This is a genomic window from Methylomonas paludis (genome assembly GCF_018734325.1).
GTDB lineage: Bacteria > Pseudomonadota > Gammaproteobacteria > Methylococcales > Methylomonadaceae > Methylomonas > Methylomonas paludis.
On sequence record NZ_CP073754.1, the window covers coordinates 3,652,986 to 3,673,651 of the forward strand.

General features: G+C 48.2%; 18 protein-coding genes and 1 tRNA gene. 3 read left to right on the plus strand and 16 right to left on the minus strand.

What is annotated here, in order from left to right; all coding sequences use genetic code 11:
* Positions 1 to 181 precede the first annotated feature (181 nt).
* The 13 genes from KEF85_RS17150 to moaB all read right to left on the minus strand — a co-directional run bounded on the left by KEF85_RS17150 (position 182) and on the right by moaB (position 14,616).
* Complete coding sequence (locus KEF85_RS17150; RefSeq protein WP_425515581.1) at positions 182 to 4,378, minus strand: hypothetical protein; 4,197 nt, start codon at positions 4,376 to 4,378, stop codon at positions 182 to 184.
* A gap of 80 nt (positions 4,379 to 4,458) precedes the next feature.
* Positions 4,459 to 4,581: a hypothetical protein gene (locus KEF85_RS16985; RefSeq protein WP_281413662.1), complete on the minus strand. Its 123-nt coding sequence runs from the start codon at positions 4,579 to 4,581 to the stop codon at positions 4,459 to 4,461.
* 640 nt (positions 4,582 to 5,221) lie between these two features.
* Positions 5,222 to 6,586, minus strand: coding sequence for an IS1380 family transposase (locus tag KEF85_RS16675; protein WP_215580104.1), 1,365 nt, complete (start codon positions 6,584 to 6,586; stop codon positions 5,222 to 5,224).
* A 172-nt stretch (positions 6,587 to 6,758) separates the two neighbouring features.
* On the minus strand, positions 6,759 to 7,373 hold the full coding sequence (locus KEF85_RS16680; RefSeq protein WP_215582413.1) for an Abi-alpha family protein: 615 nt from the start codon (positions 7,371 to 7,373) through the stop codon (positions 6,759 to 6,761).
* 116 nt (positions 7,374 to 7,489) lie between these two features.
* Positions 7,490 to 7,565: transfer RNA gene (locus KEF85_RS16685), tRNA-Thr, on the minus strand.
* Complete coding sequence (gene hisI / locus KEF85_RS16690) at positions 7,566 to 7,952, minus strand: phosphoribosyl-AMP cyclohydrolase (RefSeq protein WP_215582414.1); 387 nt, start codon at positions 7,950 to 7,952, stop codon at positions 7,566 to 7,568.
* The gene (gene hisF / locus KEF85_RS16695; RefSeq protein WP_215582416.1) at positions 7,949 to 8,722 is read right to left on the minus strand and encodes an imidazole glycerol phosphate synthase subunit HisF; all 774 of its coding nucleotides are present in this window, start codon (positions 8,720 to 8,722) and stop codon (positions 7,949 to 7,951) included. Before hisF ends, hisI begins: the two co-directional genes overlap by 4 nt.
* A gap of 3 nt (positions 8,723 to 8,725) precedes the next feature.
* Positions 8,726 to 9,460: a 1-(5-phosphoribosyl)-5-[(5-phosphoribosylamino)methylideneamino]imidazole-4-carboxamide isomerase gene (gene hisA, locus KEF85_RS16700; protein ID WP_215582418.1), complete on the minus strand. Its 735-nt coding sequence runs from the start codon at positions 9,458 to 9,460 to the stop codon at positions 8,726 to 8,728.
* A 56-nt stretch (positions 9,461 to 9,516) separates the two neighbouring features.
* Positions 9,517 to 10,158, minus strand: a complete 642-nt coding sequence (gene hisH, locus KEF85_RS16705) for an imidazole glycerol phosphate synthase subunit HisH (RefSeq protein WP_215582420.1) — start codon at positions 10,156 to 10,158, stop codon at positions 9,517 to 9,519.
* Positions 10,159 to 10,206: 48 nt separating this feature from the next.
* Positions 10,207 to 10,800, minus strand: coding sequence for an imidazoleglycerol-phosphate dehydratase HisB (gene hisB, locus KEF85_RS16710; protein WP_215582421.1), 594 nt, complete (start codon positions 10,798 to 10,800; stop codon positions 10,207 to 10,209).
* Positions 10,801 to 10,849: 49 nt separating this feature from the next.
* A complete protein-coding gene (pepN, locus tag KEF85_RS16715; protein ID WP_215582422.1) occupies positions 10,850 to 13,492 on the minus strand; it encodes an aminopeptidase N in 2,643 nt (880 codons plus the stop codon).
* Positions 13,493 to 13,729: 237 nt separating this feature from the next.
* The gene (locus KEF85_RS16720; RefSeq protein ID WP_215582423.1) at positions 13,730 to 14,095 is read right to left on the minus strand and encodes a DUF423 domain-containing protein; all 366 of its coding nucleotides are present in this window, start codon (positions 14,093 to 14,095) and stop codon (positions 13,730 to 13,732) included.
* A complete protein-coding gene (moaB, locus tag KEF85_RS16725; RefSeq protein ID WP_215582424.1) occupies positions 14,095 to 14,616 on the minus strand; it encodes a molybdenum cofactor biosynthesis protein B in 522 nt (173 codons plus the stop codon). Before moaB ends, KEF85_RS16720 begins: the two co-directional genes overlap by 1 nt.
* 135 nt (positions 14,617 to 14,751) lie before the next feature.
* Here moaB and KEF85_RS16730 point away from each other — a divergent pair, with 135 nt between their 5' ends.
* On the plus strand, positions 14,752 to 15,825 hold the full coding sequence (locus tag KEF85_RS16730; protein ID WP_215582426.1) for an AI-2E family transporter: 1,074 nt from the start codon (positions 14,752 to 14,754) through the stop codon (positions 15,823 to 15,825).
* A 32-nt stretch (positions 15,826 to 15,857) separates the two neighbouring features.
* On the opposite strand, the gene KEF85_RS16735 is transcribed toward KEF85_RS16730, so the two are convergent.
* Positions 15,858 to 17,492, minus strand: coding sequence for an alpha-D-glucose phosphate-specific phosphoglucomutase (locus tag KEF85_RS16735; protein ID WP_215582427.1), 1,635 nt, complete (start codon positions 17,490 to 17,492; stop codon positions 15,858 to 15,860).
* A 133-nt stretch (positions 17,493 to 17,625) separates the two neighbouring features.
* Between KEF85_RS16735 and KEF85_RS16740 the strand changes: the two genes are divergently transcribed.
* The gene (locus KEF85_RS16740; RefSeq protein ID WP_246534995.1) at positions 17,626 to 18,117 is read left to right on the plus strand and encodes a L,D-transpeptidase family protein; all 492 of its coding nucleotides are present in this window, start codon (positions 17,626 to 17,628) and stop codon (positions 18,115 to 18,117) included.
* 86 nt (positions 18,118 to 18,203) lie between these two features.
* Positions 18,204 to 18,482 (plus strand): Lpp/OprI family alanine-zipper lipoprotein, encoded by a 279-nt coding sequence (locus tag KEF85_RS16745; protein WP_215582429.1) that lies wholly within the window; start codon positions 18,204 to 18,206, stop codon positions 18,480 to 18,482.
* 135 nt (positions 18,483 to 18,617) lie between these two features.
* On the opposite strand, the gene KEF85_RS16750 is transcribed toward KEF85_RS16745, so the two are convergent.
* A complete protein-coding gene (locus KEF85_RS16750; RefSeq protein WP_215582430.1) occupies positions 18,618 to 19,562 on the minus strand; it encodes a L,D-transpeptidase family protein in 945 nt (314 codons plus the stop codon).
* Positions 19,562 to 20,470, minus strand: coding sequence for a recombination-associated protein RdgC (rdgC, locus tag KEF85_RS16755; RefSeq protein ID WP_215582431.1), 909 nt, complete (start codon positions 20,468 to 20,470; stop codon positions 19,562 to 19,564). Before rdgC ends, KEF85_RS16750 begins: the two co-directional genes overlap by 1 nt.
* Positions 20,471 to 20,666: the final 196 nt, after the last annotated feature.

Below are 20,666 nucleotides of genomic sequence, written 5' to 3' on the forward strand. Positions count from 1 at the left end.
TAGATTGTAGAGACTGCCATCATTTGCCTGGTTGCCGTTGTGATTGAGCAAACCATTGATAGCCAATTGATCGGTGCTGGAAAGCTGCAGGTTGACGCTGGTGCCGGTAGCGGTGCCAACGATGACATGGCCGCCCGTTAGCTGATAATGAGTGCCGCCATCACCAGTCAAAGTAAAGTCGTTAAGCTGATAACCGGCAGTGGTGCTGGTCAAATTGTTGCCGGTCAGAGTGAGTATACCGGTAGCGGCGTTGTAATTGGCAGCGCTTAGCGACGGCAGCGCTGATGCCGTTGACAGTAACCGGTAAGCTGTTGATTGCAGCACCACTATCATTATCCCACAATGCAGTGGTATTCAACTGGTAAGCCACACCACTCAGGGCAATACCGCCATTGGCATTCACAAAAGCGTTAACAGCAGCTTTGTCGCTAGTGTTTAAAGTCAGGGTAAAACCGTTGGCAGTCAGGTTACTAAGACTGTCTTGACTACTGTTGAAGGTATAGTGGCTATTGCCGTCGGTGCTGAGCGTGAAATTACTTAGATTAATTCCATTGCTGCCATTATTGATCAAATGGCTGCCTGTGATATTGAACACCCCGGTGCTTGCGTTATAGCTGACGGTGGTGAGACTAGGCGGTATCACATTACTGACAGCGACACCTAGAATGCTGACTGAGTTGGCGGTGGTATCCCAGCCGCTGCTGGCGCTCAGATTGTACGGTGTGCCGTTGTCGGCAGTGACGCCGTTATTGTTGAATAAGGTGTTGACAGCCTGTTGATCAGCCGCCGACAGCTGTAAGGTGATGCTGTGATTTCCTGAAATATTCAGTAACTTGCTGCCGCTGGTTAAGGTATAGTTGCTGTTACCATCACCTTTCAGGGTGAGATCAGTTACCAGGTAATCGTTGATACCGGTGGTTAATTTGTTGCCCGTCAGTGTCAGTTGACCATTGCCGGCGTTATAGCTGGCGCTGCTCAGCGATGGGCCATTGTAGCTGACGGTAGTGCCGTAACTGAGTCGGGCTATCGCGAAATCTGAGTTACTGCCGCCAGAACCGGCCAGGACTATTTTGCCATCAGTCTGTTCTGCAATGGCATAGCCATAATCCAGGCTGCCAAAATTAATGGTCTGCTGGCCGCTGCCATTAAAACTGGGATCTGGGCTGCCATTGGTTAAATATTGAGCAACCGCCATATCGTTGCCGTTATTGGTGGTGCCCACCACCACAATTTTACCATCTGGTCGGAGCAGCATTGCATAAGCATGAGCATTGGCAACTGTTGAACCACTGCTGCCAAAATCGGTAGTTACCAGGCCGTTGCTATTAAAGCTGAGGTCTTGAGTGCCGTTGGCATTCAGGCGCATGATCGCGAAATCAGTTGCCGGAGAGCCGCCACTTTGCAAATAACCTGCAATCAGGATCTTACCATCGGGCTGCAGTACCATCGATTCAATGCCGGAATAGACTGTACCGAACAGATTGAAGGTGGAGCTGGGATTGATGATCAATTCACCATTGCTGGCAAAGCTGGTATCCAGACTGCCATCTGGATTGTAACGGGCCATGGCAATTTCATAGCCTGTGGCGTTTAAGTCATTGCCGGCGACCAGTATTTTACCGTCTGATTGAATAGCAACAGACCTGATTTGCGAGAGACCGTTCAGATTGGTGGTGACCAAACCCGTGCTGTTAAAACTGCTATCCAGACTGCCATCCGGATTATAGCGAGCCAATGCAAAATTGTTATTTGCCGCACCGGCCAGAATGATTTTATTATCAGCTTGTACCGCCATGGCATTAGCGTATGCATTAGTATTGCTGCCAAAGCTGGTGGTGACCGTACCGCTGTGGTTAAAGCTTTGATCGAGCGTACCATTACTATTGTAACGAACCAGTGCAAAATTTGAACTGCTACCATTTGAGGTAGAGCCTGCCAGCAAAATTTTGCCATCTGCTTGTTGGGCAATGGCATTACCCTGATCGGTAGCGCCAAAATCCGTGGTAAGCATTCCTGTACCGGCAAAGCTGGTATCCAGGCTGCCATCTGCGTTGTAGCGGGAAATCGCAAAATCGATATTGGCGTCACCATATCCGGCAACCACGATTTTATTGTCTGTTTGAACCAGCACGGCACGCGCGACATCCGTAGAGCCAAAATCACTGAGAACTTTCCCTGTCCCATTAAAGCTGGTATCAAGATGGACATTGCCGGTTTGAATGGCGGTAACGTTAATGGCGGCAGTATCTGTTGCGCTGGAAAAGGCAGTGCTGCTTAGGGTATTGATATTAAGCCCACCATTACTTTCACCATAGATTTGCTGCATGGCCTTAAAACTGATGGCTGCACTGATAGCGCCATAAAATCCAGTTGGTGGCTGGTAATAAATTCGGGTATTTTTATCAGCAAACAGCGTTAAGGCACTGCTGGTGGTTAAGGTGCCCACTTTTAGCCAGGTTCCACCGTTATTGGTGCTATACCAGAGTGTACCCGGAGCAGTGCCGATGATGGCCATGCCTGGTGCGTGATTTTCACTATCGCTGTAATTGTTTAAAGGTTCGCCACCACCTAACAGGGTACTGACTAAGGTACCCACCTGTCCGACCGGTGCGCCTGCATTGGCAGCTACGCCTTGCAAAACCGGTGCTGTAGCCGGATTAAGTACAGGCGAAATATTAGGCAGCAGGGTTAAGGTCGTTTCGATGGTGGCTACCGGAGCGCTTTTTGCGCTAAATGTCCAGTCCATTAGCACCGTTTTGCTAGTGGTATCGGTATCGGCGGTGTTTTGGTAGGTCAGTTGTTTCAATGCAGCGTTAACCAATGCCTGGCTGGCATTAGTGTTAAAATTCAGCACCAGTGAACCGGCTTTGTTGCTGAAGGTGCCAAGCGTAATATTACCGATATTGATATTGCTGCCGGCTAACCGCAGTGTACCGCTAGGAGCAAAAATATCCTGTGCGTTGGCACCGCCGTGGCGGGCGATAGTTAAGCTGACACCGTTATAATTATCAATCTGTGACAAGCTGGAGCCGCTCAAAGTGATTTGGGCGGAATCCGGCATTAATAGGGTCGGCGCGTTCTGGATTTGATAGCTGATGAGGTGATTGTAATCCGCTGTACCTTCCGGGCCCGCTGCAACGCCGGAATTAACCTGATTGGTTACTGCACTGCTGTCGCCGCCCGAATTGGCATCGCCCCAGGTAATGACTGAGCCATCAGCGCGTACTGCCGCAAAAGCATTGCCGGTTGCATAGAGTTGAGTAACCGGAATACTGCCATTTAACTGGCTGGCAACCGTACTGGTATCACCACCGCTACTGGCGCTACCCCATGCCATAACCGAGCCATTGGCCAATAAAACCGCAAAAGCGCCGGTGGTGGAGGCAATTTGTGTCACGGCGGGAAATGGTGCTGCTAGGGTAGATGGTAAGGTGCTGGGTATATTACCGGTATTACCCCAGCTAACAATTGAGCCATCGCTGCGTAAAGCAATAAAGGCATCACTGGTTGCATAAACCTGTTCTACCGGAATACTGCCGTTTAACTGGGTACTAACCGTGCTGCTGTTGCCACCATCGGTAGTGTTGCCCCAGGTGATCACCGAGCCGTCAGCACGAAGGGCTGCAAAAGCATCCGCTGTCGAAAAAACCTGAATAACCGGTGGCGTACCCGTTAACTGACTACTGACACTGCTATTATTCCCGCCACTCGTACTGTCACCCCAGGTAACAACAGAGCCATCGGCGCGCAGAGCTGCAAAGGCTGTAGCGGTTGAAAAAATTCGGATGACAGGAATGCTAGCAGTTAATTGACTGCTTGCTGTGCCGCCATCTGCAGAGTTACCCCAGGTAACCACACTGCCATCGCTACGTAAGGCAGCAAAAGCATCATTGGTGGAGTAAATTGTCGTAACAGCAATACTGCCGTTTAATTGACTGGCGATATTGCTACTGTCTCCGCCAGCGCCTGACATTCCCCAGGACACCACTGAGCCATCGCTACGCAGTGCGGCAAACGCCGAACCGGTTGAGAATAACTGCATAACCGGCGGATTGCCGGATAATGAATTGCTAACAGCACTACTATCGCCGCCGATGCTCGGATTGCCCCAGGTAATCACTGAGCCATCGTTGCGCAGTGCCGCAAAGGCGCTACCGGTTGAAACTATCTGTAAAACAGGTATCTGACCGGTTAACTGGCCGGCAACGGCACTGCTATCGCCACCAGAAGCTGGATCGCCCCAAGTGACTACCGAGCCATTATTTTTAATAATGGCAAATGCAGATGCGTTTTGATATTCACCGGGGCCGTGGCCAGGGAAAGAAGCCATACGCTGAATCGTGGCAGACAATGTCGGGGCGGCATTATTTGAAGACACGTGATATTCCCTAGCAAAAATATGTATTTTAATATAAATGTCAAGCCATTGTTCAGTAAATGCGCAATTCCCCTGTCACGCTAATCTGTTAGCCGCCGTATCGTCAACTCGGCACGTTGCTCAATAATTTTGATGATTTGTTCAACCACATCATGGTTGGCAAATCCTTTGTCTGTGGTCGCTTGCAGCTTGCGGGCTGTCAATGGTAGGTTGACGGCAACTTACATGGTACTTCCTTGAGCTGTAAGGTCGTTAAGGATAGGAAGCCTTGATTATAACGAAGCAAAAAGGAATGGTGGAAACTTAATCATAGCAATGGTCTGCTTGTGGTCTATTGGTTGAACCGCAATGGCTCGGGCTATTGGGAAGTTGACTGTCTAGCCGTCCCAACTAGCCCCACGTTACCGCTGTAATTTGATGACCGGGAGTGGTAACTTTTTAACGCTGTTTGACAGTCTAGTTGCACCTCTGCCAATTGGCGTTCAGCGTTATGAGAAGTTGAGTTTACCCGGATATATCTAATGTGTTTGTCTTTCATGATTTTGCCCAGCCATGTGTAAAGTCTCAAAATAAGCTTATTATTTGTAAATAAAATGTAAAATTAACCCTGAATCCGTGTTCCTTTCGGTTTAAGTGAGGGCAGTCGCGTTTCAGACGCGTTTTTTAAAAAAATCTACCACCAATCGAAATTTAACTGCCGTTCATCAAGCCCTCAGTCGCAAAAATCAATCGTTTCCATGGTATTGCCGGCATCGCCAGATGAAAAACCTGACGCCAAGACAAGCAATCTTCTTCTCTACCCGGAGAATCAGCTCGTAACCAGCATCTCAGCTTTCGCGCCGCTTATCCTGATGCAAAGCCAGGCTGCACCACCAATCGCTCTTGTAAATAAGCGAATACTTTTGCCACGGGTGAGGCGCACCCTAAGTCCAGCCACCATTGCCGGGCTTTGTGGATCACCTGGGCTGCTCGATACATGACTTCTTGCAGCACCGTTCGTAACCGCCGTCGTTTTGCCGGATGACGTATTGGCGCCAAGTCGCCAGTCAAGCCCAGTTGACCAATCAGTCGCAAGCAATTATAGGCAAACATACCCATTCTCAATAGACAGTCGTTGGTCTCAAACTTTCCAGATGGTAAGCGTTCCATATCCAGGTCAGTTTTGAATTCCGAATGAAATTGTTCATGGGTGCCGTGGTCGCGGTAGCGTTCAATGACGGTTTCTTCGGGTTCCTCCAGACTCGTCCACCAGCCTTCCAGTTGAATGTCCGGCAGTAATAGCATCTGGCCGTGCTTATTGCTCGTGCGTTCAATGATCCGCACGACCAGTCTGAAGGGGCGAGTCTGTTTTTTCCAAGCACGTTCCACCGTCAGTGTCATTAACGCTTCCCGTTTACCGGGGCGTTTTTCAACAAAGGCGCCGGCCGCTTCCGCTTTTTCTAACCAGGATGTCTTATCTTGCCGTCTTGGATTCCACTTGATCAAGTATTCAAAGCGCCTGTTCATGGCTGCCCAGCGTTCTTTCTCAGCCGCAACCGTAAATAACAGTTTGGCGCTATCAAACCCTGAGTCTTTGCGTAATAACAACGGCAAACCCGGTGCAACCAAGCGCTCAACTCGAGGAAACAGCCTTTCTAGAAAATAATCAATCTCCAGCGATGAATGCCAGCGGCCTGGACGCAGTTCCAATCCTATACACCAGCCTTCATTGCCCAAATAAGCCGCGACAGGCGTATAGCCATCCACTCCCTGATAGGTTCGACTCACCTCTTCCTTCTTGGTACCGCTCTGATCCATGACGAAGGTGTCCATGTCCAGACAGACGTAGCCTTTATGCGGCGTAATTGGGGCTTCTGTTCGTTCGATGAGTCGTATCGATAGATCATCCACCGGCTCCAGCAGGCTGCCGCTGACACGATCAAGACGTTGCCGCAGCCACACGCTGCCGGGAACCTTACGTACATCCAATGCCTTCTTGAAAAAACGATCTTCACGAAACGGCTCAACAGCCTCGAAGTCGCTTTTGCCTATACTTAAAAGGCCAACAGTGGTTTTGACTAAATCCGAGGTTTTGATACCCTGTGAAACAGGTATTCTACCGTCCACCATCACTTCGACATTGACCGCTTCCAGGCACTGGCCGATCAAGGATAGTCCGGCATAGGAGGTAAGTTCCTTTTTGGATTCTTTAAGCTTAAAACGTGCCATAATCAAAACGGGTGACTATAGAAAAACTATATTATACCTTTTTTATCATTGACTTATGACTATTTATAAAAAAAACGAACACGGATTCAGGTTAACTTTTATTTGCGTTGCAAAATGCGGGTTTGCGCGGGTGGCGGGTAGTGTAAAATAATGTATACTTTATTGACATTTGTTAGAATTCGACGGCGCGTAAGAATTCCTTCCCGTAAGAACTTAATCCCTTATCTATGGAACCTATTTGAGACAAAATTTTACATTCTTCGAGGTTGTCTAATGAGATTTTGACTTCATCGAACCCAACACCTAAATGTTGAGCTAGTTTCCCGGCTTCACTTCCCACCTGAAAAGTATTGTGCGGATTTAGTTTGATTTCTAACAATACCCGAACATCTAAGGGGTCGAGTTTTTTTGCTGTCTCAATAAAAGCAAGTCTAAAACGTTTTGATTTTTCTAGATGCATTGAAGCTGCAAGCAATCTAGCCCATAAGTCTTGAAGCTCTTCGCGGCTTTCATCTACGGCTTCGGTAAAAATAGGAAGCGCCAATTTTAAACATGGTGTTTCAGGCTGCTGTATACCCAGATGATGCTTCGCATCATCCCAAAGCTTTTGAAGTCGTGTAGCCCTATAAATTTTTATTTTATCCCCAATTAGTCCAACCAAATCTTTAGGTAGGTCGCCTAAAATTTCCGTCAAATAACCGCCGCCATCTCGAACTGCGCCGACAATTTCCTTGATTGCTTCTGATTGCGCATCTGAAATAGGGATAATGCTATTTTCTTCGCTCATGACTTTTTATTGGTTTTGTATTGCCGTTTACCCTGATTTTTTAGCATCAATTGGAACGTGAGTGGAACTTGACTATTTTACAAGAATCCAAGGTCAACATAACTATTTGATTTAAATGGTGCCGGAGATAGGAATCGAACCTACGACCTTCGCGTTACGAGTGCGCTGCTCTACCGACTGAGCTACACCGGCTTATTTGTAGATGTGTTCGGGGTCTTTTAATACGGGTTCCGTGGTTTGCCATTCACCGTCTGTCAAACTGCGGTAAAAGCAGCTATGGCGACCGGTGTGGCAGGCGATGCCACCATGTTGATCTATTTTTAACAGAATGACATCCGCATCGCAATCCAGTTGGATATCGATAATTTTTTGTTTATGTCCGGATTCTTCACCCTTGCGCCACAGGCGCTGCCGGGAACGTGACCAGTATACCGCAAAGCCTTCGCTGACGCTAAGCGCCAAGGATTCGGGATTCATCCAGGCAAACATCACCACCCGGCCAGTATCATACTGCTGGGCGATGACCGGCACCAGGCCATCTGCTGTCCATTGTATTTCCGCCAGCCAGTCCTTGCTCATAAACGCACCTCTATGCCTTTGGCCTGCATATGCAGTTTAGCTTGTTCGATGGTGTATTCGGCAAAGTGAAAGATACTGGCAGCCAGCACGGCATCGGCTTTGCCCAGCAAAATGCCATCTGCCAAATGATCCAGATTGCCGACGCCGCCGGATGCGATGACCGGTATCGACACCGCTTCGCTGATGGCACGGGTCAGGGCCAGATCAAAACCGGATTTGGTGCCGTCTCTATCCATGCTGGTCAGTAAAATTTCCCCAGCACCGTAAACGCGCATTTTTTCAGCCCAATCTACGGCATTAATGCCGGTAGGTTTACGGCCACCGTGGGTAAAAATTTCCCAGCGCTCAGGCTCGCCGGCAGCGCTGACTTTTTTGGCATCTATGGCCACTACTATGCATTGAGAGCCGAATTTTTCGGCGGCCAGTTTGACAAATTCGGGATTAAATACGGCTGCGCTATTAATACCGACCTTATCGGCACCGGCATTTAACATGCGCCGGATGTCCTCAAGTGTGCGAATGCCGCCACCAACGGTCAGCGGAATAAATACCTCGCTGGCCACTTGTTCCACCACATGAACGATGGTGTCGCGGTTGTCGTGAGTGGCGGTAATATCCAGAAAAGTGATTTCGTCTGCGCCTTCCCGGTCATACCGGCGGGCAATTTCCACCGGGTCGCCGGCATCGCGAATATCGACGAATTTAACGCCTTTGACTACTCTGCCGTTATCGACATCCAGACAGGGGATAATGCGTTTTGCCAGGCTCATGATTTATCCGAACGATTCGGCCAGTTTTTCGGCTTCGGCAAAATCCAGGGTGCCTTCATAAATAGCTCGTCCGGTGATGGCACCAATAATGCCATCGTGGGCTACTTCACCCAGGGCTTTAATGTCATCCAGATTGGTGATGCCGCCGGAAGCGATCACCGGTATATGGATAGCTCTGGCCAGTTTGGCGGTGGCTTCCACATTGACACCCTGCATCATGCCGTCGCGGGAAATATCAGTATAAATAATGGCCGCCACACCGTTGGCTTCAAATTTTTGGGCCAGATCAATCACATCGTGGCGGGACAGTTTAGACCAGCCGTCTATCGCTACTTTGCCGTCTCGGGCATCCAGGCCTATGATGATATGGCCGGGAAATTCGATGGATACATCCCGGACAAAATGAGGTTCACTCACTGCTTTGGTGCCGATAATCACATATTGCACACCGGCTTCCAGATAGGCTTGTATGGTATCTTCATCGCGAATGCCGCCACCGATTTGTACCGGTATGTCTGGATAGGCCTGGACAATCGCGTGAATCACTTCCGCGTTTTTGGGCTTGCCGGCAAATGCGCCGTCCAGATCAACCAGATGCAAGCGTTTGGCGCCGGCACTAACCCAGCGACCAGCCACTGCGACTGGATCGTCGGAAAATACCGTATCGTCTTCCATGCGGCCTTGACGCAAGCGTACACATTTCCCTTCTTTCAAATCAATTGCAGGTATCAGCAACATATCTCAATCTCAATGGTTAACACATCATTTATTGCAAGCCGGTCTGGCTTTGGGGGTTAAAAACGGCCATTCCAATGTAAAAAGTTTTTTAGCAATTGCAGGCCGACGGTCTGACTTTTTTCCGGATGAAATTGCACGGCAAAGATCTGATTTTTGGCCAATGCACAGGTAAATGGCTGTGGATAATCGCTGCTGGCAATACTTTCTTCAATATGATCGGGCACGGCATAATAACTATGCACAAAATAGAAGCGGCTATTTTGCGGAATATTATCCCAAAGCGGATGCGCTTGTTGCTTAACCTGATTCCAGCCCATGTGTGGGATTTTTAAGGTATTGCCGTCTTTATCGGTCAAATGTTCGCTAAAGCGACGCACATGACCTTCAAAGACGTTAAGGCAAGGAATATTGCCGCCTTCTTCACTGTCACTCAGCAAAGCCTGCATACCTAAACAGATGCCCAATAGTGGCTTGCTGGCGGCTGCTTCGCGGATAACATCAGCCAGACCGGTATCATGCAAAGCTTGCATACAGTCGCGCATGGCTCCCACACCGGGAAACACCACACGATCAGCGGCATTAATAACTTGAGGATCGGCGCTGATCTGCACATTGACCCCGGCATCGGCATGTTGCAGAGCTTTGGCAATGGAATGCAGATTACCCATTCCGTAATCGATGACGGCAACTGAAGACATAAAGACTAGATGATTAGGGTCAGAGTTTCAGAATTGGCAATGAAAGAATTAAAGACTGCCTTTGGTGGAAGGGATAATGTCAGTCATGCGGCTGTCCAGACTGATTGCCATGCGCACTGCACGGCCAAAGGCTTTGAATATTGTTTCGGCGATATGGTGGGCGTTGCCGGCTTTCAGATTATCGATATGCAGGCTTACGCCGGCATGATTGACAAAGCCTTGAAAGAACTCGCGAAACAAATCCACGTCAAAGCTGCCGATTACAGCTCTGGGAAACTCTACCTGATAAAACAGGCCAGGACGACCGGAAAAATCCACCACAACCCGTGATAAGGATTCATCCAATGGTACATAAGCATGGCCATAACGGTAAATGCCTTTTTTGTCGCCGAGGGCTTTGGCAAAAGCTTGGCCCAGGGTAATACCAATATCTTCGACACTGTGATGGGCGTCGATTTGTAAATCGCCGTCGGCAATAATCTGCAAATCAATCAGGCCATGTCTGGCAACCTGATCCACCATGTGGTCCAGAAACGGGATACCGGTGGTAAACGATGCGGTGCCGTTACCATCCAGATTGATGTCAATTTTAATCCGGGTTTCGAGCGTGTTACGCTCAACCTGGGCGATGCGTGGGTTCATAGCTGCTATGCGTACCTAATAAGCTGGCTAGTTTACGTTATTGTGACGATCAAGCCAAACTCTTGCTGGCAATTTCGTAGACATCCTTGGAAAGATGCGCATAGCTAACAATACGCTGTAATTGTTGTTTCATCAAGATTTGGCGTTCTTCATCATAACGCCGCCATTGGGCCAGACCGGTCACCATGCGCGAAGCGATTTGTGGATTGAGGTCGTTCAGCACTAAAACCTGATCGGCCAGGAACGCATAACCCTCGCCGTTTTTAGCGTGGAAGTTGACTGGGTTGGACTGGCTGAAGGCACCGATCAAGGCTCTGACCCGGTTTGGTGTTTTTATGTCAAAGGCATGGTGACGCATCAAACTTTGCACAGTGGCGAAAGTATTGGGCATACTGCTGGTGGCCTGCAAGGCAAACCATTTGTCTATCACCAGAGCTTCACGGCGCCATTGATGGTAAAAACTATCCAGGCTGCGGGCTTTGGCTGGATGTCGGCTATTGGCAATGGTAGCCAGGGCCGCCATCTGGTCGGTCATATTACCGGCGCTGTAAAACTGGCGTTCGGCTAATTCATAGTTTTCCGGGGTTTCCAGGGAAATTAAATAGTTTAAGCAGATGTTTTTCAAGCGGCGTCTGCCGATGGCATCCGCCTGGAAGTTGCCGGATTCATCACGATGATACAAGGTATACAATCGCTGGAATTCAGTTTGCAATTGCTTAGCCAGACTGATTCGGACAAATTCACGCGCTTCATGGATGGCATCAACATCGATAACTTCCATCAGACCGGCCAGATAGCTTTCTTCGGGTAAGCTTAACAGCATGGCCTGATAGGATAAGTCGCTGAATTTATCCTGCAAAATATTGCGCCAGGCATCGACCAGTAACGGGGTTAATTGCAAGGCTTGCTGGTTTTGCAGATTCTTGATTAGCTCAAAGATGACTTTTATCGCCAATTGTTGACCAGCTTCCCAGCGGTTAAAAGTGTCGCTGTCGTGGCGTAACAGAAAAGCCAGATCTTCCAGGCTGCGTTCCATTTTTAGAATGACCGGAGCCGAGAAGCCTCTTAACAAGGACACTACCGGTGCTTGTGCTAAATTGGCAAAACTAAAAGTCTGTTCCGCCGCCGTGACATGCAAAGTGATTTCATTGCTGGATTGCTGATTAAACCAAATCGGGGCAGCTGAGCCATCGTCAGACAGCAGGCCTAGTTTCACCGGGATGTGAAATGGCGCTTTCTGGGCTTGGCCGGGAGTGGCCGGACAGCTTTGCTTAATGGTTAAATGCAGTTGCTGGTTTGCCGCATCGTAATGCTCAGTGACATCCAGTACCGGTGTGCCGGCTTGAGAATACCACAGCCAGAATTGGCTGAAATCAGCCTGATTGGCTGTTTCCAGTGCATTGACAAAATCTTCGCAGGTGACGGCCTGACCGTCATGCCGGGCAAAATATAAATCACAACCTTTGCGGAAACCCTCTGGTCCCAGCAGGGTATGCAGCATTCGCACCACTTCTGCACCTTTTTCATAGACGGTTAAAGTGTAGAAATTATTAATTTCAATATAGGCTTCAGGGCGAACCGGGTGAGCTAATGGGCCGGCATCTTCGGCAAATTGCCGGGTGCGCAAGGCATTGACGTCGGCGATCCTTTTAACGGCTTTAGAACTGCGGTCAGCGCTGAACTGTTGGTCACGAAATACGGTAAAGCCTTCTTTTAAACTTAATTGAAACCAGTCCCGGCAAGTAATCCGGTTGCCGGTCCAGTTATGAAAATATTCATGACCTATCACGCCTTCAATATATTCATAATCACTGTCTGTGGCGGTATCTGGTCTGGCCAGCACAAATTTGGTGTTGAAAATATTCAGACCTTTGTTTTCCATGGCCCCCATATTGAAATGGTCAACTGCGACGATCATGTACAAATCCAGATCGTATTCCAGGCCATAGGTTTCTTCATCCCAGCGCATGGCGTTTTTAAGCGATTGCATGGCATGGGCGCATTTATCGACATTATGCGACTCAACGAAAATCTGTAATTCAATGCGGCGGCCGCTGTGGGTGACAAATTCATCGCTCACGGCTTCCAGCTGTCCCGCCACCAGTGCAAACAGATAGCTGGGTTTGGCAAAAGGATCTTCCCAGGTCACCCAGTGACGGTTTTGATCAATATCACCGCCAGCAATTTTATTACCGTTGGACAGTAATACCGGATATTTGTCTTTAGCGGCGCTAAGGGTGACCTTATAGCGGCTCATTACGTCCGGTCTGTCCAGAAACCAGGTGATTTTTCGAAAGCCTTGGGCCTCGCATTGGGTACACAGCATCTGGCTGGATAAATAGAGGCCTTCCAGAGCGGTATTGGCGGCTGGGCTGATGCTGTTTTCAATTTTCAACTGAAACGCTCTGTCTTGCGGCACCTTATGGATAAGTAGGCTCTCTTTGTCCAGGGTGTACTCGTCTTCATCCAGACTAACCCCGTCAATTGCCAGACTGATCAACTGTAATTCTTCCCCCATCAAGCTTAAAGCCAGATTTTGGTGTTTGCTTTGCGGATTGCGCTGCAAGCTTAAGCTGGAGCGGACGATAGTCAGCTGTTCATCAAGATCGAAGTTAAGTTCAACCGTTTCGATCAGGTATTCCGGTGGGGTATAGTCTTTCAGGTAAACAGTTTGCGGGGAAGCATCGCGCATCAGTATCAGCTCTTGTTACAAATTTCAGATTGGGTTAATAATTACGCAGGGCATGACCTGCCAGCTATTTTTATATCAGCTAAATAATTACTTGGATTATGGCAAACTATCAGTTGCTTACAGCCATGTATTATCGCAGCAATTTTGATAATTTACATCCAGCGCCATGCTAGCAATATACCAAGTACCGGCAATTTAGCAAGCCGGCTGGCTTTGCAGGTATTTGCAGGCTTATTTCTAAGGTTTGCCAGGTTTACTGATCCAGATCAACAAACCCCATGCGCTTAAAAAGGCCAAGCCACCAAAAGGTGTGATCATACCCAGCCAATGTATCTCAAAAATGGCCAATAAATACAGGCTGCCGGAAAACAACACAATACCGACTATCAGCAAAATGGCGACCAAGTTTAATAGTTTATGCGGTGGCAGTAAGGCGATTAGGGCCAGCAGCAGACTGTGCCACATATGATAATTGACGGCGGTTTTGTAGATATCTACACCATGTTCACTGAGTAGGGGTTTTAAAGCGTGGGCACCAAACGCTCCCATTGCAACAGCCAGAAAACCGCTTACGGCGGCCGGAAATAAAAAGCGCTTGTCCATTATTTTTCCAGTAAACGCGGCATGAGTTGTACCAGATTACAAGGCCGGGTGCGGTAATCCAGCTGGTCTTTTATCAGGCTGTCCCAAGCCGTTCGGCAGGCATTGGTAGAGCCCGGCACACAAAAAATATAAGTGGCGTTGGCAACGCCAGCCAGGGCCCGAGATTGTAAAGTCGAACTTTTAATATCCTGATAGGAAATCATTCTAAACACTTCGCCAAAACCTTCCAGCACTTTGTCCAGCAAAGGTAAAACAGCCTCAGGCGTGCCGTCCCGGCCGGTCACACCGGTACCGCCTGTGGTAATAACAGCATTGACTGCTACATCCGCTATCCAGCGACTCAGCACGGCACGGATTTGATAAATATCATCAGTGACTATGGTTTTCTCAAATAAGTGGTGACCGGCCTGAGTTAATGCCGTCACCAGGGCCTGCCCGGAGCTATCGTTCTCTGCAGTGCGAGTGTCGGAAATGGTTAATACCGCAATATCTAAAGGGATAAATTGCCGTTCTGCATTCACGATACGAGTCTCCTCATTAAGCGGTGGGTATAAATGGGTGCAAATTCAAGCATCGTCATATTAACGTCATTTGGAATGGCTTAAATGCCTATTGTAATGTTCTCTAACCTCTGCTGAATAATCTTAATTCTTATTATGCCCTCCGAAAAATTTCGTTTTGAAAAAATAGCCAGTCCACTGGCTTTATTTTTGTTGCTGTTTACTTGTTATGAGGTGTTGCAACCTTTTCTGATCGATCTGCTGTGGGCGGCGATTTTGTGTTTTGTCACTTGGCCGCTTTATTCCCGGTTGCGGGCCTGGGATTTAAGTCCGAATCTGGCGGCAAGCTGCATGGTGTTGCCGATCAGTATTTTATTGTTGCTGCCGATTGCCGCTGCTGCATTTTCTTTTACCGAAGATATCAATCAATTATTACATTGGCTGAATCAAAGCGCCCATGTTTGGCCGGCTCCACCGGTCTGGTTGGAAAAATTGCCGGTTGTTGGTAATCAGCTTGGTGGCGCTTGGCGCAAATTTGGTGAGGATTCTGAGCATTTGGTCAATTTGGGTCGTCAATATGCCTTAACCGGCACTAGTTGGTTGTTGCAACAAAGTGTCAAGCTGGGTGCCGAGATGATGCATTTGTTTTTGAGCGTGCTGGTATTGTATTTTTTCTACCGGGATGGTGAACATGTGGCGCAGCATGTGGTTATGGTGATACAGCGTCTGGCCGGGGAAAACACGCAGCGCATTCTGCATATTGTCCGCTCCAGTTTGCGCGCAGTGGTTTACGGCATTCTGGGTACGGCCCTGGCGCAGGCCCTTGCATCAATTTTGGGTTTGGTGATTGCCGGCGTGCCCTACGCCTTTGTTTTAGGCGTATTTGCTTTCTTTTTAATGATTATTCCCACTGCGGGAACGCTGGTCTGGCTGCCGGTGGCATTATGGATGCTGACCGATGGTGAAATTGGCTGGGCGATTTTTATCACGCTGTGGTTTTCGCTGTTTGTCGGTACGATAGACAATTGGCTGCGGCCCATTCTGATCAGTCGCGAAGTAGAACTGCCGTTCGTGCTGATTGTCATCGGCATTTTTGGCGGCTTGTTCGAATTTGGTTTTATTGGCGTGTTTATCGGTCCTACCCTGTTGGCAACCATGTATTCCCTGGTGCTGGATTGGTTGATTCGTAAAGAGCAGGAGCCGCTGGTGGAACTGGAGAGCGGGCATTAACGCCCACTCTCCACTCACTTATAAACGGTTACTCAGGTAATGACAGTGGGTTCAGTTCTGCCGCTACGTTGTTTAAGCTGGCTGAGTTGTTCGGCAATTTCGATCAGTTCAGCCAAGGCAATTTGGGCGTCCTCAGCGTGATTTTTGGCGTCACGTTCATATTTTTCCAGATAAATACGCACCGTGGCACCTATCGTACCAGTGCCCGACAAACGGAACACAATCCGGGAGCCATCGCTAAAGCCAATGCGAATGCCCTGATGGTTGCTGACGCTGTGATCGACCGGGTCGGTATAGCTGAATTCATCAGCAAATTTCACTGTATAGCTACCCAGCGTTTTACCGGGCAAGCTGTCCAATTGCTCACGTAAGTGATCAACCACACCATTGGCAATATCACTATCGACAGCCTCATAGTCATGGCGGCAGTAAATATCGCGGCCAAACTTTTGCCAATGTTCAGTGACGATATCGGCAACCGACTGGCGTTTACGGGCCAGCAGATTCAACCAGAACAGCACCGCCCATAAGCCGTCTTTTTCGCGGACATGATTAGAGCCCGAACCAAAACTTTCTTCACCGCACAGGGTAATTTTGCCGGCATCCAGCAGATTGCCGAAAAACTTCCAGCCGGTCGGTGTTTCATAGCAAGGCAGATTGAGTGCGTTGGCAACTCGATCGACCGCCTGACTGGTAGGCATGGAGCGAGCCACACCGCTGATACCTTTGGCATAAGCCGGAATCAGTCGGGCATTGGCCGCCATAATCGCCAGACTATCGCTGGGCGTGACAAACACATGTGCACCCATAATCATGTTGCGGTCACCATCACCATCCGAGGCAGCGCCAAATACCGGAGGATTTGCACCCAGCATGATTTCGGTCAATTCGTGGGCATGTACCATATTGGGATCGGGGTGACCGCCGCCAAAATCTTCCAGTGGTACAGCGTTAAATACTGAACCTGGAGCTGCACCTAACACTTCCTCCAGGATATGGGTGGCATAAGGGCCGGTGATGGCGTGCATGGCATCAAAGCGCAGCGTAATCAGGCCGGCAGCTATGCTTTGCTTGATCAGGTCGAAATCGAAAATTTCTGCCATCAGCTGCGCATAATCGGCCACTGGATCTATCACCCGGATTTTTAATTCACCAATTTGAGTTTCGCCTACAGAGTCCAGATCAATGTCGTCAAACTCAGCTATGACATAATTGCTGATGGTTGTAGTATGTTCATACAGGGCATCAGTAAATTTTTCGGGTGCCGGGCCGCCGTTGCTGACATTGTATTTTATGCCGAAATCTTCATCCGGGCCGCCGGGATTGTGGCTGGCAGACAGGACTATGCCGCCGAATGCTTGGTACTTACGTATGATATTTGAGGCCGCTGGAGTGGACAGCAGGCCACCCTGGCCGATGATCAATTCACCAAAGCCACTGGCGGCAGCCATTTTAATAATGATTTGAATGGCCTGACGGTTATAATAGCGACCATCGCCACCCAGTACTAGTGTTTTCCCCTGAAAATCAACTAGACTGTTGAAGATGGATTGGACAAAATTCTCCAGATATTTCGGTTGTTGAAATACTTTAACTTTTTTGCGTAAACCCGATGTGCCTGGTTTTTGTCCTTCATACGCTGTGGTGGCATAGGTTTTTGTTTGCATGTTTAACCCTTAGTGCGACAATTGGAAACGGATAAATTACACCAAATTTTTATTTAATTATAGATTGTCTATGGCTCGAAACAAATTGTTAAGCATTTTGCTGTTATGTTTTTGCCAGATGCCAAGTCTGAGTATGGCCGATCAGGATGTCTGGTTGCTGGTTGATACTGTAAATTTAAATATGGAAATCAAAAAAGGTGAAAAAACTATCGCTGTTCTGAAAAATATAGCGATAGGTAGGAATGGAGCCGGGGAAAAACTGCATCGTGGTGATGACATTACGCCATTGGGTAACTTCCGTATTGGCTGGATTAATGAGAAAAGTCCCTTTCGTAAATTTTACGGTTTAACCTATCCCAGTATTGAGCATGCTGACAGCGCGCTTAAGGCCGGTAAAATAGATCTGGATACTTATGAGTCTATTGCCAGAGCTCATATCAACGGGCAAGTCCCGCCGCAATATACTGATTTAGGTGGGCAAATTGGCATACATGGCTTAGGAAGCGGCAATCTGGGCATCCATCAATCCATGAATTGGACGCATGGATGTATCGCACTGACTAACGATCAAATTGATCAGCTTAGCCAGTGGATAGAGAAAGGAACACTGGTAACAGTGAAATAATGTTGGTAAAAACCAAAAAAATGTTGGACAATTGACAATGTCTTTTTCATTAAAATTTTTTGAAACCATAAATCAAGGGGAAAACCATGATGAAAGCTATTAAATTATCAGCAGTTGTTGCAATTGCAGCATTGGCTACCGGTTGCGCAAGCACTTCAGATCTGGAGTCTTTAGACGCAAGAGTTAGCACACTGGAAGGTAAAGTTTCTTCTGCTGCTGCTGATGCTGCATCTGCTAAAGCTGCTGCCGCTGAAGCTTCTGCTAAAGCTGCTGCTGCTGAAGCTGCTGCAAACCGTGCTGCTCAATATGCACAAGACACCAACAGCAAATTGGATCGTCTGTTCAAAAAATCACAACACAAATAAGCTCTGCTTGTTTTGTTGATTTAAAAAGCTCGTGAGTCGTTTCGGCTCACGGGCTTTTTTTGTGGGCTAAAGGATTTATTTGAGCCGATTAAAGCAAGGGCCTGCATATACAGACCCTTGTAGCTGTGTTAAAGCTTATTTAGGCGCTACAGCTGCGATATTGCTGGTAGGGCGCTGATAAAGTGCTATCGGTGTTCCTGATTGTTTTTCCAGGGCCGCTTTTAGGATAGAGCCTTTAATGACCGGCATCTTGCCGCCATTGGCGCGTTCGATAATATCCAGTGCACTGTGTAAACGCTGTTCGAAACTGGTAGGTGTTTCCTCCATCTCTGGATAGGCTTCCAGATATAAAGTGTCGTGATACCAGCCAACCTTGATGGGCTGATTGACAATATTGACCTGGGTGCCGACTTTTACCATAGGGAAAAACTGTTCAATATCGGCCGGATACATCCGAATACAGCCGTGACTCACCCTCATGCCTACGCCATTAACTTTATTGGTGCTATGTATCAAATAGCCTGGAATACCCAACCTGAAGGCAAACAAACCCAATGGATTGTCCGGCCCTGGCGGATAGTAGGGATCCAGAACATCACCGTCAGCCAAATGCTCAGCAATAATCGATGGCGGCGGAGACCAGGAGGGATTTTCGGTTTTACCCTGAATTTGGGTTTTACCCATAGGCGTTTTCCAATCCACCCGGCCTATGCCTATTGCATAGGTCACTACACGGGTGGCATCTGGATAAAAATAGATACGCATTTCCGGTAAATTGATAACGATGCCTTGTCTAGGCGCATCCGGCAGTAAAAAGCTGTTGGGGATTTTTACCTTGGTGCCTGCCCCTGGCAGCCAGCGATCCACGGTGGGATTGGCCAGCACAATCTCGTCCTGACCCAGCCTAAAGTTAACGGCAATGTCAATCAGCGTGTCTTCATGGGTAGCGGCCACATACTTGGCGTCTTGAGGTGGGTTGCCAATCAAACTGTCTCCGGCTCTATCTGGAGTGGGTAATGTTAATGCTGTAGCAGCGCTGGAAACAGACAGCAGCAAGCTGAAAATTAATCTGGCTTTCATCAGGCCTGACCCTCAGTAGTAAATAACTCAAGCAAACGCGGAAAAAAGTTGGCTAATTCCGCAGTCATAATCGAAAAATCGGCATCAAACTGTTCAATTTCATCATAGGTTTCAATTTCAGCCGCCTGCTCCTGAATCAAATCCAGAAACTTCAGGCGTTTAACCGCTAATTGTTCATCCAAGACAAAAGCTAAGCGATCTGCCCAACTAAGCGCCAGTTTAATCACCTGTTTACCGCTATCCAGATGATTTTTGATTTCCGGCAGGCTCAGGTCATGATGCTTGCAGCGGATAATGGCGGCTTCTTCGGTTTGAGAACGTAATTCGCATTCATCCTCAATTATAATGTCTTTAGGTGCCGTGTGATTTAACAGCCAGTCTGTCATCACTAGGCTGGGTTTTAGTCCAGTGGCATAGGGAGTTACTGGTAAAGAGCCTAGTGATTGGCGAAGCAGGGTCAGCAAGTCTTCGGCTTTTTTAGGAGATGCGGCATCTACGACCAGCCAGCCATTCTGACTGTCGATATAAGCATAAGTTTTGCGTGAAAAAGAAAAAGCTCTGGGCAATAATTCGAAAATCAGTTCATCTTTGACTCGACTACGCTCTTTTTGCGGCAATTTTCGGGCTTCAAGCGCCTCAATTTCCTCAATTTTCTCCTGCAACATTTCGTTAATCACTGAAGCAGGCACCACTTTTTCTTCCTTTTTGGCGCAAACCATCATAAACCCATTGCTGGTATGCACCAGCGTTTCTGTCGCTTTGCCTAACGGTGTAGTCCAGCCGAAACTGAATTCGTCATGCGCGCCACAGCTCCGAAAAGCCTGTTGCTGCAAGTGCTTTGCCAACTCATCGGCAGCCAGCGTAAAAGGCTCGGAAAAACGGTAAACGGCAAGATTTTTAAACCACATGTCAGAACTCTACTTAAAACCGGGTATTATCGCAAATTTGCCAAGTGCTGAGGAACCCACATGACAGGTATTATGCCAAATCAGCCCATTATGCTGATTTGGCGGTGGAGCTGTGCTAAATTGCGGTTCTAAAAGTCGTCAGCTTAATGCTCTGTGGTATCATGCAAACCCTTTAGATGCCAATGTTTGACCAACG

Excerpts from the sequence above, each read along its gene's own strand:
- KEF85_RS16720 (WP_215582423.1), bottom strand. The coding sequence starts at position 14,095 with ATGGACAAGCGCTTTTTATTTCCGGCCGCCGTAAGCGGTTTTCTGGCT.
- hisB (WP_215582421.1), bottom strand. The coding sequence starts at position 10,800 with ATGAACCCACGCATCGCCCAGGTTGAGCGTAACACGCTCGAAACCCGG.
- hisI (WP_215582414.1), bottom strand. The coding sequence starts at position 7,952 with ATGAGCAAGGACTGGCTGGCGGAAATACAATGGACAGCAGATGGCCTG.
- KEF85_RS16740 (WP_246534995.1), top strand. The coding sequence starts at position 17,626 with ATGGCCGATCAGGATGTCTGGTTGCTGGTTGATACTGTAAATTTAAAT.
- KEF85_RS16745 (WP_215582429.1), top strand. The coding sequence starts at position 18,204 with ATGATGAAAGCTATTAAATTATCAGCAGTTGTTGCAATTGCAGCATTG.
- rdgC (WP_215582431.1), bottom strand. The coding sequence starts at position 20,470 with ATGTGGTTTAAAAATCTTGCCGTTTACCGTTTTTCCGAGCCTTTTACG.
- pepN (WP_215582422.1), bottom strand. The coding sequence starts at position 13,492 with ATGCGCGATGCTTCCCCGCAAACTGTTTACCTGAAAGACTATACCCCA.
- hisA (WP_215582418.1), bottom strand. The coding sequence starts at position 9,460 with ATGTTGCTGATACCTGCAATTGATTTGAAAGAAGGGAAATGTGTACGC.
- KEF85_RS16730 (WP_215582426.1), top strand. The coding sequence starts at position 14,752 with ATGCCCTCCGAAAAATTTCGTTTTGAAAAAATAGCCAGTCCACTGGCT.
- KEF85_RS16675 (WP_215580104.1), bottom strand. The coding sequence starts at position 6,586 with ATGGCACGTTTTAAGCTTAAAGAATCCAAAAAGGAACTTACCTCCTAT.
- KEF85_RS16735 (WP_215582427.1), bottom strand. The coding sequence starts at position 17,492 with ATGCAAACAAAAACCTATGCCACCACAGCGTATGAAGGACAAAAACCA.
- hisF (WP_215582416.1), bottom strand. The coding sequence starts at position 8,722 with ATGAGCCTGGCAAAACGCATTATCCCCTGTCTGGATGTCGATAACGGC.
- KEF85_RS16750 (WP_215582430.1), bottom strand. The coding sequence starts at position 19,562 with ATGAAAGCCAGATTAATTTTCAGCTTGCTGCTGTCTGTTTCCAGCGCT.
- KEF85_RS16680 (WP_215582413.1), bottom strand. The coding sequence starts at position 7,373 with ATGAGCGAAGAAAATAGCATTATCCCTATTTCAGATGCGCAATCAGAA.
- hisH (WP_215582420.1), bottom strand. The coding sequence starts at position 10,158 with ATGTCTTCAGTTGCCGTCATCGATTACGGAATGGGTAATCTGCATTCC.